Below are 13,222 nucleotides of genomic sequence, written 5' to 3' on the forward strand. Positions count from 1 at the left end.
TGACCCAACTATATGACCCGGCGGCAAGGCTGTGGCCGCCGGGTCATACGATCAGTTGGTGGAGCTGACGGTGGTCACAGTTATGGGGGTGTTGTCGTCCACCTTGCTGCCGGCTCCGGGACTTACAGCGGTCACCTTGTCCGTGTCCTTGCCGACAGAAGTGATTCTGTCGGCGCTGACACCGCTGTTGGTCAGCTTCTGCCGGTAGCTGCCCAAGGTCTCGCCCGGGGCGATGACTGGGACGCTGATGGCCGTGGTCAGGGTGATGGTGTCCTTGGACTTGTCGAAGGAGGCGCCTGAGGTGGGATCCTGGCCGGTGACCACGGCGTTGTCGTTGTTGGGGCCGTTGACCTTGATGTTGACCCCCTGGCCCAGGTTGCGCTTGGCTTCGCCCAGGGTCATGTCGATGTAGTAACCCAGCTTCATGCCGCTGCTGACGGTGACTGTAATCATGGCTCCCTGCTGGATGGAGGATCCGGCAGCCGGGTCGGTGCTGATGACCACGTCCTTGGCCACGGTGTTGGAGGCCTGCTCGTGGATGGTGATGTTGAAGTGCAGACTCTGCAGGGTCTTGGTCGCGTCGTCCTTGCTCTTGCCAGACAGATCAGGAACCTTGGTCATGCCCGAGGAGATGTAGAGCAGGATGCTGGTTCCTTTGGCCACGCTCTGGCCGGCGGCGGGATCCGTGCGGGTCACATGGTCCTTGGGCACGTCTTGGCTGTCTTCTACCGAGGCGGCGGGAGAGGCCTTGAATCCGGCCTTCTCCAGGGCTTTGCGGGCCTCCTGCTGGTTCATGCCCTTGACGTCGGGAATGGCCGTGTCCTTGGGCCCGGAGGAGAACCAGACGGTCACTGTGGAGCCTTTGGGAGCCATGCTTCCGCCCTTGGGGCTCTGCTTGGTGAAGGTCCCCTTGGGCTCGGCCGAGTCATGGTCCTCCTTCTCCTGGTAATTGAAGCCTGCGGCGGTGACCTTCTCACGGGCGAGAATTCGCGACATCTGAGCATTGATGGTGGGCACCTCGGCCATCTGATGGCGGTTTCGGCTCATATAGGTCACGCCAAGTCCGGCGGCCACCAGAAGCAAGGCCGCCACGATGGCGGCGATGATGATCTTCTTGCGCCGTTTGGACTTCTGCTGGGCCGCCTTGGTGGCCGTGCGCTCAGCTGTGGCGAGATCGGTGGCAGCGGCCGGATTGAGTGGGTCCTGAACAGGGTTGAAGGCCTGGGTGGCGGCCGTCTCCTCTTCAGTCAGCGGCATGGTGGCCGTTTCGGTGCCCTGCTCGGCATCCTTGCGGGCCTTGACGTTGGCCAGGTCGGTCAGCGGGTTGAAGGCGGCAGCCACCGGGGTCCCGCCGTTCATGAAGGCCAGGATGTCGCTCTTGAAGGCGGCGGCCGTGGCGTACCGGTTCTGACGATCCTTGGCCATGGCCTTGGCGCAGATGGAATCCCACATCTTCGGCAGGCCAGGCACGATGGTGCTTGGCGGGGTGGCCACCTCGGTAACGTGCTGGTAGGCGATGGCCACGGCCGAATCCCCGTTGAAGGGCGGCCGTCCGGTCAGCATCTCGTAGAGGACGCAGCCGGCCGAGTAGAGGTCGGAACGCATGTCCACGCTCTCGCCGCGGGCCTGCTCAGGGCTCAGGTACTGGGCCGTACCCACTACGCCCTGGGACTGGGTCATCGTGGCGGCCGAATCGTCCATGGCCCGGGCGATGCCGAAGTCCATGACCTTGACGATGCCCTGCTCCGAAATCATGATGTTGCCGGGCTTGATGTCCCGGTGGATGACCCCCATGTGGTGGGAGTAGTCCAAGGCGCTCAGCATGCCCAGCATGACCTGCTCGCTGTCGCGCTGGCTCAGGGCCCCGTTCTCCTTGAGGATGGACCTCAGGGTCTGTCCCTTGACGTACTCCATGACCAGGTAGGGCACCCGCTCATGGTTGCCCTGGTCGTCGGTCAGTATCTCCTCGCCCGAGTCGTAGATGGAGACGATGTTGGGGTTGTTGAGCAGGGCGACCGAGTGAGCTTCTCGCCGGAACCGCGATAGGAAGACCTCGTCGTTGGCCAGATCGGACCGCATGATCTTGACCGCGACCGTCCTTCCCAGACGCGTGTCCACAGCCTTGTGGACCTCGGCCATGCCACCGCGTCCGATCAGCTGTCCCAGACGGTAACGTCCGTCCGCTAGGGACGGCGGCAGTGTGATGCTCATAGGGTATCCCCTCCGTTCGTCGCTTCAAGGCCGCGCTGTGCGCTTCCTTCTCCATAGTGCCCCCAGAAGGGCCTGAAGATGTCTTTTGCCGCGTGTGGCCTGCTCACAATGCGTCGAGGCATGGGTGCGCGCGGGTCGATGACCTCCGTCTCACCCAGCTGCTGGTCCAGCAGCCGCTGCTCGATCCTGGCCAGCGTGTGCGAGACCACCAGGGCATTTGCCGGGCGGTCTCGCGGGTCCTTGGCCAGCATGGACATGACGAAGTTCATGAGTTGGTTGTCCACCGAGTCGGGCAGTGGCGGCACAGGGTCGTTGACATGTGCTGCGGCGATGTCCACCGGGGTGGCGCCGGTGAAGGGCCGGTGCCCGCAGAGCCCCTCGTAGGCCACCACACCCAGGGAGTAGATGTCGGACTGGGGGGTGGCCTGGAGGCCCTGGGCCTGCTCGGGCGAGATGTACTGGGCTGTGCCCACTACCATGCCGTCCTGGGTGATCTGCCCCTGGTTGGTGGAGTAGGAGACCCCGAAATCGGTAATCTTGACCTCGCCGGTGTCGGAGACCATGATGTTGGCCGGCTTGACGTCCCGATGGATGACCCCGTGGGAGTGGGCCACGTAGAGTCCTCGGGCCGTCTGTATCAGGATGGGCAGCAGCTCGATGGGGTCCAGGGCGCCCCGGTCCCGATAGATGTCTGCCAGGGATTGGCTGGGCACGTATTCCATGATCAGGAATCCGATGCCGTCGTGCTCGTAGTACTCGAAGAGGGCGGCGATGTTGGGGTGGGCCAGGTTGGCGGAATTGTGCGCCTCGGCCCGCAGCCGCAGCAGCTTGGACTCCTCGTTGGTCAGATCCTCGCGCAGGGCCTTGATGGCCACAACTCGTCCCAGTTCGATGTCATAGCCCTTCCAGACTTCGCCCATGCCCCCTTGGGCCAGGCGACGGTCCAGACGGTACCGTCTATGGATGAGCTGTCCTTGTACCAGTTTCACTTGGCAGCCTCCTGCATGATGCGTTTCATAATCGGTCCGGCAATGTCTATGCCATAGGAGGAGATTCCATGCACCACGACGGCTACGGCTACCTTGGGTTTGTCGGCCGGAGCGAATCCTACCATCCACCCGTCATTTGCCGTATTGCCCGTGCCGATCTGGGCTGTGCCGGACTTGGAGGCCACCTGTACGCCTGGAATCTCAAGCTCCGGGTAGCTCTTGGTGGTTACTGCCTCCATCATGGTGGTCAGGGCCTTGGCGGTGTCCGATGAGAAGGCCTGTGAGTAGACCGAGGGCGTTGTCTCACTGATGACGCTGAGGTCGCTGGAGCGCACCCGGTCCACCAGGGTCGGTTGCATGAGCTTGCCGCCGTTGGCCACGGCGGCGACCGTCATGGCAGCCTGAAGTGGGGTGGATAGGGTGTCTCCCTGGCCGATGGAAGCTAGGGCGATCCGGTCCTGGGACTGGTCCTCGGGGAATTTGGAGGCCACGGCCTTCATGGGCCGTCCTGTGGAGGTGGTCCCGTCCAGGGTGATGGTGGAGCCGTAGCCGAACTTGCGAGCCTGCGCTGCCAGCGTCTTGCCGCCCAGGGTGACCCCTAGCTGGGAGAAGGCCGTGTTGGATGAGTAGGCCAGGGCATCCTCCAGGCTGATCTTCCCGTTGACCCCGCCGGCTGCTGCAGTGGTGTTGGTCAGATTGTAGTTGGTGCCGGGCAATGTGTATGAGGCCCCGGCCGGCAGTTGGCTATCGGGGTGATACTGGCCGGACTCCAGGGCGGCGGCGGCCACAACCACCTTGAAGGTGGACCCGGGCGGATACAGCTGCGAGGTGGCCCGGTTGAGCATGGGGTTGTCGGAACGGGAGGCCAGCTTCTGGTAGGCCTGGGAGGCATCGCCGCTGTCGTGGGCGGTCAGGTCTTCGGGGTTGTAGCTCGGTGTGCTGACCATGGTCAGGATGCGGCCTGTGGAGGGTTCGATGGCCACCACCGAACCGGACAAGTTGCCCAGCATGGCGTAGGCGGCCTCCTGCATCTTGGGATTGATGGAGGTCTCGATGGAGGCGCCCTTGTTCTGGGTGCCGGTGAAGAGGGACTTGACCCGGTCCATCCACAGGCTGTCCGACTGCCCGCTCAGCAGACGGTCGCGCGAGGCCTCGATTCCTCGGTCTGCCGGGCTGGTGATGGAGTAGTAGCCGGTGATGGGCGAGTAGACGGGCCCCTTGTGGTAGTGCCGCTGGTACTGGAAGGAGTCGTTGATGGGGTCGGACTGGGCCATGACGGCGCCGTCCGAGGTCAGGATGGCCCCCCTGGGTGCCGCATACTCGTGGTACAGGGCACGCAGATTGCGGGGGTCCGAGTTAAGGCTCTCCGCCCGGATCACCATGATGATGGAGCTGGAAAGCCCCAGGATGACGAAGAGGACGATGACGGCGTTGAAGAGTTGACGCAAGGCCTTGTTCACTGTCCACCTCCTCGGACCTGACGGACGGGGATGCGGCCGGTGGCTGGCAGGTCGGTCTCCTCGTCCTGGTCGGTCTGCTCGATCGGCCCGGCATGACGATCATGGGACTCTTGGTCGTCAGAGTCTGAGTCGGGGTCCGAGTCGTCCTGGCTGTTGCGCTTGCTGGTCTCCTGCTGGCGCAGGACGGCCAGAGCCTCGTACTTGAAGGTGTCCGAGCTGACCTCCGGCGCAGGCTTGTTGGCCGCGTTGGAGATGATGATCAACAGGACGGCCAGGATGCAGTTGGCCACCAGACTGGAGCCGCCCGCCGCCATGTAGGGCATGGTCAGTCCGGTCAGGGGGATGACCAGGGTGATACCGCCCACCACGGTGAAGACCTGGAAGGCCATGGTGAAGACCAGACCGGAGGCCAGGAGCTTGCCGAAGCCATCCTTGATCTTCATGGCCGTGATCATGCCCGAGGCCACGATGACCAGGTAGAGGGCCAGGACCACCAGCAGGCCGCTCAGCCCCAGCTCCTCGCCCACCGATGTGTAGATGAAGTCGGAGTTGGCCAGGGGGGTGATCCAGGGGCGTCCCTGGCCCAGGCCGGTGCCTGTCAGCCCGCCGGCGGCCAGGCCGAAGATGCCGCGCACCAGCTGGCCGGACCCACCGAAGGCCTTGCTGAACTCAGCATCGCTGAAGGGGTGCAGCCAGGCGTCCACACGGGCACCCACATGGGCGAAGATCATGGAGGCGGCCACAGCCCCGATGACGAAGAAGACCGCGCCTATGGCGATCCAGCTGGTGCGGCCGGTAGCCACATAGAGCATGGAGACGAACATGGCGAAGTACATCAGCGAGGTGCCCAGATCATGCTGGATGACCAGGACGGCCAGCGAAATAAGCCAGACGATGATAATGGGGCCAAAGTCCTTGATTCGGGGCAGCCGCATGCCCAGGAACTTCTTGCCGCCCACGGCTAGCTGGTCTCGGTGGTCGAACAGGTAGGCGGCGAAGAAGAAGGCCAGGAAGAGCTTGGCGAATTCGCCGGGCTGCAGGGTGTGAGACCCTATGCCTATCCAGATGCGGGCGCCGCCGATTTCGCGGCCGATGCCGGGAAGCATGGGTGATAGGAGCAGGACCAGGCCCACCACCATACTCACATAGGAGAAGCGGCGTAGCAGCCTATAGTCCCTGAGCAGCACCACCAGCAGCCCGCACAGGACCAGGGCCAGACACAGCCAGATCAGCTGGGTGAAGCCCACTCGTGTAGGCTGGCCAATCCGGGCGTTGCGCAGATCTATGCGGGTGATCAGGGTTATGCCCAGGGAGCTCAGGATGACGATGCTGGGCAGGATGGCCTGACTGCCGTAAGGCTGAAAAATCTCCAGCAGGACCCAGAGGGCGATGAAGAGGGCGGCGGTGACTGCCAGCAGGGCTGCGTAGTCACCGGGGAAGCGGCCCGCCGCACGGGCGAACATCTGGAAGAATCCGATGAACCCCACCAGCAGGGAGAAGAGCAGAAGGCCTATGCGGCGCAGACGGGTGATGATCATGATTGCTGCCGCCCGCTCTGGTCGGTTTTCGACGGTGAGGGCGAGGCTGAGGGGGAAGTCGTCGCCTGGCCGGACTCGTCCTTGGCTTCCTTGGCTTCCTTGGCTTCCTTGGCCTGCTCGCGTTTGAGGTCGCCGGCCTCTTTCCGGATCAGACGGGCGTGCTCCTTGGCGTCGTCCATGCTGGAGACGGTGATGCCTTCTTCCAATTGGTCACGCCAGGACTGGGGAAGCCCCTTGACGGCGATGTCCGTGGTCTGCACTGGGTGGGAAAGCGAGAGGGCGAAGGCCTTGGTGGGCACGCCCTGGTAGATGACCACACGGCCCTGGTCCGTGCCCAGGTAGTACTGTTCCTGGCTCCAGCGATAGGCAGCCGCCGTGCCTCCGGCCAGGGCAAGGATCACCAGGGTGATGATGCCGGCCAGGATCAGCCGAATCCGCCGATGCCGGGCGCGCTGGCGTTTGCGCTGCTCCAGGTGCTCCTTGTGGATGGCATCGGCCACATCTGGATCGTAGGGATCGGCAGAGTCTGAGCCGTCCTTCTTGTGGACGATGGGGATCTCGCTGGTGTCGGGCACATGCCGTTCGCCGCTCTCCTCGCGGGCAGCCGAGGGCTGGGCGGTGCGGCCGTCGCCATCCTCGTCCTCCTGCTTGTCGGCGTCCCGGTCCTGGGCCAGGTCGGCGGCCCGCTTGGCGGGGGACTCCCGGGACTCGTCACGCAGGCGCGGTGCGGCCGCTACGGGCTCATCCAGGATGTCGGCCAGGGCCTCCAGGTTGGAGCTGGCCGCGCCACCGACCAGAGGAGTCTGATGGGGCAGGTCGAAGGCATCGGCGTCCAGGGCCAGCGTGGCATCGGCGATGACCACGGTAACGTTGTCGGTGCTTCCGGCCTTCAGGGCGAAGGTGACCAGCTGCTGGGCGCACTCCGCCTGGTCCGAGACCGAGGACAGCACTTCGGCGATGGTCGAGTCCTCCAGAACGCCGCAGAGACCATCCGAGCAGATCATCCAGCGGTCTGCTGGAAGGGCCTTGGAAATGGAGATGTCCGGGCGGGGGTCGATGTCGAAATCCCCCAGGACCCGCATGACCACGTTGCGCTGAGGATGGTTGCGGGCCTCGGCCGGGGAGATGCGGCCGGTGTCGATCAGGTGCTGCACGTAGGAGTGGTCCTGGGTCATCCGGATCAACTTGCCCTCCCGCAGGAGGTAACCCCGGGAGTCCCCAATATGGGCCAGCACCCAGGAGTCGTTGGCCAGAGCCAGGGCCGTGACCGTGGTGCCCATGCCTGACAGCCGGTGTTCGCGCTTGGCCTTGCCCACGATGGCGTCATGGGCCGCGATGACCGAGGTCTCCATCATCCGAGCCAGGGACTGCACGTCCTGTTCCCGGTCGTCGCGTTCGATGTGAGCCAGGGATCGGATGGCTATGGTCGAGGCCGTATCCCCGCCTGCGTGGCCGCCCATGCCGTCGCACATGGCCACCAGGCGCTCGCCGGCGAAGGCCGAATCCTGGTTGTTGCTGCGCACGTACCCCACGTCTGAAACCGCCGTGGAGTAGAGGAACAGCTTTTGGCTCGCATCGTTCCTGGTCATGGGCGGCTACCTCAACTCGAAGGTGGTGGCTCCGATGCGTACAGGAACCTCCGCCGGTAGGATTGTCGGAGCCGTGATTCTCTGCCCCGAGACGACGGTGCCATTGGTGGACCCAAGATCCTCGATGGCCCATCGGCCCGATGCAGGATCCTGGTAGACCCGCGCATGATGGCCGGAGACGAACTCGTCGTCCAGCACCAAGGTGTTCGAGGAGGAGCGGCCCAGGGTGATGGGACGCCCGGACAGCGGCGTGGAGGAGCCGGCCAGAGGTCCGTCGATGACCACCAGCAGGGAGGGTTCGTTGTTCGCGTGCTCTGTCTTGCTGACTGGGGCGATAGGCACGGATCTGGCGGCCGCCGGTAGCTTGCGCTGGGCTGCGCGTTCACTGCGTCGGCGGGTATGGGAAGTCTTGGGGCTGAAGGTCTCGATGTCTTTGCGGAGTGAACGGACGGCCAGCCAGACGAATACCCATAGCAGAGCCAGGAATCCGTATTTGAGGATGGCGAATGTCAGTTCAGTCAGCATAATGATTCGACCTTACTTCAAGGTCTGGGCGACTTACGAATCCTGTTCCTGCGACGATGCCCAGTAGAGGATGCGGGTACGGCCGATGGTGATGGTATTGCCGTCCAGCAGGGTGGCTGCGGGAACCTGATGTCCCTCTACATAGGTGCCGTTGGTGGACCCCAGATCGCGGGCTACTACGCCCTTGTCGGTGATCTCGATCTGGAGATGTCGGCGGGAGATGCCTGCATCGTCGATGACGATGTCGCAGGAGGATCCACGGCCGATGGTGGTGATGGGGGCGGTCAGCAGGTACTGGCGACCGTTGATCTCCAGCACCGGGCAGTCCTTGGACTCTTCGGGAGTGGTAACGGGCGCCGCGTTGCCCTGAACCGACTCGGCAGACAGGTGGAAGTCACCCTTGTTCAGGTTGAGGTCCTCTTCGAATATGACCACGACCGGGCCGACGAAGGCATAGTGCTGGCTTTCGGCGTACTTGGTCAGATTGTCTGCCAGCTCGTTGGCCAGAGCCTCCGAACCCCACTGCTCGATGCGGTCGAAGTCTGGTGTGGATAGTCTGAATCGATACTCGTTGGGCGCCACGGTGCGGTCGCGACCAACGGGCATGGCCTGTGAGTCTATCTCACGCTCGAGGGCGCTCGACAGGTCGACGGGCTGCAGGTCCTTGGAGCCGAACTTCGAGAAGACACCGTTAACGGCGCCTTCCACGCTCTTCTCGAAACGATCGAGAACGCTCATAGTCATCCCTTTCCATATAACCCTTTCATAGTACGTGACCCTGCCGGAAGGGGGTAATGAGTGGTCGGATGCTTGCAATTTCTCCAATGAACGGGTTCGAACGAACCGCGACCGTCAGGATGATACATCAGTATTGAGGCTGATCGAATTCCCCTTTGGCGCTTGGGCGCTTATCATCGTGGCAGACGCATGGTCATGGGGATCATGTCAGAGATATTCGAGGAGCGAGCATGGCCGAAGAGGTGGATCGGGCGATGGAGGCATATCCGCGGGCCAAGGCCCGGACCCTGCGGTTTACGTTGGGTGCGCCGCGGTCGGCCCTGGCGGTGGGGGACGGTTCACGCGCCGTCTTCCTGCGCTCCGACGGGCCTGAGGACCTGGTGACCGGGCTCTGGCTGTCCGTCTTTGACCAGGAAGGCCGCCACCATGAGGTGCTCTTGGCTGACCCCAGGGCCCTGCTGGAGGATGCGGACCAGGAAGAGGTGCCGGCCGCCGAGCTGGCCCGCAGGGAGCGCTCGCGAGAAGGCGGCGAGGGCATTGTCGATTACAGCGTGGATGCTGCCGGGGATCGGGTGGTCTTTGCCCTGGGTGGTCGGCTCTGGCTTTCGCTGATAGCCTCTGATGGTCTCACCGCCTCCACACGGGCTCTGAGCTTGGAAGACAGTGATTCGGCTGTGCTTAATCCCGCCATCAGCCCGGACGGCACCATGGTGGCCTATACGACTGGCGACCGGCTAATGGTGGTCACCATCGGACAGGGTGCCGAGCAGGATCATGAACGGGCTGTCCTGGCCCTGCGCCCCGGCACTGATAATCGGATGCAGCTGGGGCTGGCCGAGTTCGTGGCCGGCGAGGAGATGGATCGCTACCAGGGGTTCTGGTGGTCGCCGGATTCCCGGGCTCTGCTGGTCGAACACACTGATTCCTCCGATGAGCCGATCTGGTACATCAGCGATCCGGCCAATCCCCAGGTCGGGCCGCGCGCCCGGCGGTATCCCCAGGCTCTGACTGCCAACGCACGTGTTGGGCTGAGCCTGGTCCTCCTGGGCCAGGATGACACCGACCCCTGGGTGGGCGAGGTGGACTGGGACCATCAGGCCTTCGAGTACATGGCCGTGGTCCGCTGGCAGGATGGGCATCGGCCCCTGCTGCTGGTTCAGAACCGCCGACAGACCGAGGACAGGATCCTGGATGTGCAGGTGCCGGATGTCCGTCAGGATTTGGAGCCGGGGCGGAATATGACCCTGCTTGATCCCGAGGCGGCACCCAAGGTGTCCACCATGGTGCTGCAGGAGCATAGCAACGACCAGTGGATCGACCTGGTGCCCGGGCTGCCGGCCTACCGGCCCCAGGGCGGGCTGGTGGATGCCTTCATCGACACAGAAGCCGACACCACGCGGCTGCGCCTTGACGGAAAGGTCTTCTCCCCAGCGGGTTGCCAGATCCGGCAGGTGCTGTCTGTGGAGGACCACGATGTGCTGGCGGTGGTCTCCACTGATCCCCGCAGTTTCGATTTGATGCGCCTGAGCTATGACGGCTCCATCCATGTGCTCAACCGCCTGCCTGGAGTGTGGTCCGCCTCACGAGCCGGCCATGGCATCGTGGTCAGCGGCCGGACCATGGCTTCGGCGCAGGGACAGGTGCGGCACTGCTATCTGGGGGCTGATGGGGACCTGGACCGCCTGGGTGCTGAAGGGCTGGGCCTGGTGGGCGAAGCTCGCTCTGACAGCAGCGCTAGGCAGACTGGCGAACCTGTACGGCCGGAGCATCAGGATCGTCCTGATCGTCGGGCCGTGGATACAGGTCATATCAATAGCCAGGGGGCTATGAGCGCTGTCCTGGCCGACACCAGCAGCGATCCCGGGTTCACACCCAACGTGGACTTCGTGCGCATGGGGCAGCACGAGCTGTTCGCAGCCATCGTCAGGCCCTCTGAATCCAGCCCCTACGCCAGCGCCGACAGCCTGCCCGTCCTGCTCAAGCCCTACGGCGGGCCAGGTGCCCAGCAGGTGGTCTTTAACCAGTCCTACTACTGGGAGTCCCAGTGGTGGGCCGATCAGGGCTTCCTGGTACTGACCGCCGACGGCCGAGGCACGCCTGGTCGTGGTCCTGCCTGGGATCGGGCCATCTTTGAGGACATGGCCCAGGTGACTCTGGATGACCAGCTTGAGGCTTTGGAGGCCCTGCCGGACTTCGCCCCCGAGGCCGACCTGGGGCATGTGGCCATGATCGGCTGGTCCTATGGCGGCTTCCTGTCGGCCCTATCGGTTCTGCGGGCTCCCGACCGGATCCATGCGGCCTGCGCGGGTGCCCCTCCCACAGACTGGACTCTTTATGACACCCACTACACCGAGCGCTATCTGGGCATGGATCCGGCCGTCTATCGCCGTAATGGGATCATTGATGACGCCCCCTCGCTGCGCCGCCCGTTGATGCTGATCCACGGGTTCGCGGACGACAATGTCTCCGTGGCCAACACCCTGAGGCTCTCCAACGCTCTGATGGCGGCTGGACGCCCCCATACGGTTCTGCCGTTGACCGGCATCACCCACATGACCAACGACGAGACTGTGGCCGAGAACCTGCTCATTTTGCAGCGGGACTTCCTGCGGGACGCCCTCAAGAACAAGACGGACTGACAGAAAGGCTGCTTGGGCTAACGCTCTGCGGACTGCTGCTTCCGCTAGATTGGGGTTGTGCATATCCAACGAAAGCCTGACCAGGCTCTAGGACCCAACCATGGCTTCCAGTTTCCCCGCAGCTGGGGTCTGACGGTCTCAGTGCTCTGCCTGGGGCTGCTGGTCGGACTTTCTTCGGGCCTGCTGGCAAGGTTCTTCGAGCTGACACAGGTCGGCCTGCTGGGTTTCGCTGAGACTCCAGGCGCTCCCACGGCTGAAGCAGTACCGCCGATCAGAAGGCTGGCCTCGGTGACTCTTGCCGGTCTTGTGGCCGGTCTGGTCTGGGCCTGGCTGCGGACGAGGACCAGACTGGTCCCCTCGGTCGGCCAAGCTGTCAAGGGCGCGCCCATGCCCCCGGGGCGGACCGTGGTCCATGTGCTCACCCAGATTTTCTTTGTGGCTTCTGGTGGCTCCATAGGTAGGGAGGTGGCCCCTCGCGAGGCCGGGGCTCTTCTGGGCGGTCTCTGGACCAAGATGGGACGGCGGCTGGGGCTACGTGATCAAGACGGTCCACTGCTGGTCGCCTCGGCTGCTGGTGCGGGATTCGCCGGCATTTACATTGCGCCTCTGACTGGTGCCTTCTTCGGTATCGAGGTGCTGCTGCGGCGGGTGGATGCCGAAGTGGTGACGGTCAATCTGGCCATGTCGGCCCTGGCTACTCTGGTTGGGGGATCCATCAAGGGGTTTGCTCCTTACTATAAGGTCGGCTCCGAACCCTTCCGGCCCTGGCTTATGGCAGTAGTTTTGCTGATCGGACCGGTCATGGGGCTGCTGGGGGCTGGATTCCGGCGGATGACCTCCTGGGCAGAGGCCCATAGAACCACTGGCCCTGCCGCCATCTGGCAGCTGACGGGGATATCCCTGTTGACCGGTCTGGTCGCCTTGGTCGTCCCTCAGGTGATGGGCAATGGCCGGGCTCTGGCCCAGATGGGCATGGATCAGCGTTTGCCTGCCGGATTTTCTGGGCTCCAGCTGGTTCAGTCACTTGCCCTCTTGGTCCTCTTCGCTCTGGCCAAGGCTCTGCTGACTACAGCCACCATCCGTGCCGGGGCCTTTGGGGGCACTCTGACGCCATCCATAGCCTTAGGATCAGCCATGGGCGCTGTTTTGGGCCTATTGCTGGTTTGCCTAGTGCCTGGCCTGCCGGTCTGGCAGTGTGCCGTCCTTGGTGCCGCCTCTCTGCTGGCCGCCTCCCAGCAGGCTCCGCTCATGGCCATGGCCATGCTCATGGAGGTCTGCCACCTGCCGGTCATGGCCTTTATGCCCACGGGCTTGGCTGTGGCCCTGTCGATGGCGGTCTCGCGTCTGTTCGTGGCAAAGTCATGAACTATCGTCGAGAGCCTTTGTCGTCCTGACAGTCCGGCCTTGCGTGATGCCCAAAGATTCCGTCCTTACTCATATACGATGAAACCACTATTGGTCGTATGCCTGTTCTACCGCCTCCAGGCTTGCATGGGCATTCACGATCAGCTGACCGGTCTGGGCCAGTAAGGA

At 63.7% G+C, this 13,222-nt stretch carries 9 protein-coding genes; 2 read left to right on the forward strand and 7 right to left on the reverse strand.

The genetic code is table 11. The features are described from left to right. Positions 1-51: 51 nt before the first annotated feature. From pknB to H3V09_RS08515, 7 genes are read right to left on the reverse strand one after another with little or no spacing between them, the layout of a single operon-like run. Positions 52-2,211, reverse strand: a complete 2,160-nt coding sequence (gene pknB / locus H3V09_RS08485) for a Stk1 family PASTA domain-containing Ser/Thr kinase (RefSeq protein ID WP_198191660.1) — start codon at positions 2,209-2,211, stop codon at positions 52-54. Beyond that, entirely contained in the window at positions 2,208-3,200 is a 993-nt protein-coding gene (locus H3V09_RS08490) for a serine/threonine-protein kinase (RefSeq protein ID WP_046322149.1), read from the reverse strand. The genes pknB and H3V09_RS08490 overlap by 4 nt, the downstream gene beginning before the upstream one ends. Next, on the reverse strand, positions 3,197-4,660 hold the full coding sequence (locus H3V09_RS08495; protein ID WP_198191661.1) for a peptidoglycan D,D-transpeptidase FtsI family protein: 1,464 nt from the start codon (positions 4,658-4,660) through the stop codon (positions 3,197-3,199). The genes H3V09_RS08490 and H3V09_RS08495 overlap by 4 nt, the downstream gene beginning before the upstream one ends. Then, positions 4,657-6,198 carry an FtsW/RodA/SpoVE family cell cycle protein gene (locus H3V09_RS08500; protein ID WP_198191662.1) on the reverse strand — a complete coding sequence of 514 codons (1,542 nt, stop codon included), beginning with the start codon at positions 6,196-6,198 and terminating at the stop codon, positions 4,657-4,659. The genes H3V09_RS08495 and H3V09_RS08500 overlap by 4 nt, the downstream gene beginning before the upstream one ends. Further along, positions 6,195-7,787, reverse strand: coding sequence for a BofC C-terminal domain-containing protein (locus tag H3V09_RS08505; RefSeq protein ID WP_198191663.1), 1,593 nt, complete (start codon positions 7,785-7,787; stop codon positions 6,195-6,197). Before H3V09_RS08505 ends, H3V09_RS08500 begins: the two co-directional genes overlap by 4 nt. Before the next feature lie 6 nt (positions 7,788-7,793). Beyond that, complete coding sequence (locus H3V09_RS08510) at positions 7,794-8,309, reverse strand: FHA domain-containing protein FhaB/FipA (RefSeq protein WP_390895326.1); 516 nt, start codon at positions 8,307-8,309, stop codon at positions 7,794-7,796. 36 nt (positions 8,310-8,345) lie between these two features. Then, positions 8,346-9,050 (reverse strand): FhaA domain-containing protein, encoded by a 705-nt coding sequence (locus tag H3V09_RS08515; protein WP_015021121.1) that lies wholly within the window; start codon positions 9,048-9,050, stop codon positions 8,346-8,348. A 230-nt stretch (positions 9,051-9,280) separates the two neighbouring features. Between H3V09_RS08515 and H3V09_RS08520 the strand changes: the two genes are divergently transcribed. Both H3V09_RS08520 and H3V09_RS08525 read left to right on the forward strand, forming a co-directional pair. After that, positions 9,281-11,689 (forward strand): S9 family peptidase, encoded by a 2,409-nt coding sequence (locus H3V09_RS08520; protein WP_198191664.1) that lies wholly within the window; start codon positions 9,281-9,283, stop codon positions 11,687-11,689. A gap of 57 nt (positions 11,690-11,746) precedes the next feature. Next, the gene (locus H3V09_RS08525; RefSeq protein WP_198191665.1) at positions 11,747-13,054 is read left to right on the forward strand and encodes a chloride channel protein; all 1,308 of its coding nucleotides are present in this window, start codon (positions 11,747-11,749) and stop codon (positions 13,052-13,054) included. Positions 13,055-13,222 lie beyond the last annotated feature (168 nt).

The sequence above is a fragment of the Bifidobacterium sp. M0399 genome (genome assembly GCF_016100595.1).
Taxonomy (GTDB): Bacteria; Actinomycetota; Actinomycetes; order Actinomycetales; family Bifidobacteriaceae; genus Bombiscardovia; species Bombiscardovia polysaccharolytica.

Bases quoted from the DNA above. Each gene is read 5' to 3' on its own strand.
- pknB (WP_198191660.1), bottom strand. From the start codon at position 2,211: ATGAGCATCACACTGCCGCCGTCCCTAGCGGACGGACGTTACCGTCTG.
- H3V09_RS08500 (WP_198191662.1), bottom strand. From the start codon at position 6,198: ATGATCATCACCCGTCTGCGCCGCATAGGCCTTCTGCTCTTCTCCCTG.
- H3V09_RS08505 (WP_198191663.1), bottom strand. From the start codon at position 7,787: ATGACCAGGAACGATGCGAGCCAAAAGCTGTTCCTCTACTCCACGGCG.
- H3V09_RS08520 (WP_198191664.1), top strand. From the start codon at position 9,281: ATGGCCGAAGAGGTGGATCGGGCGATGGAGGCATATCCGCGGGCCAAG.
- H3V09_RS08515 (WP_015021121.1), bottom strand. From the start codon at position 9,050: ATGAGCGTTCTCGATCGTTTCGAGAAGAGCGTGGAAGGCGCCGTTAAC.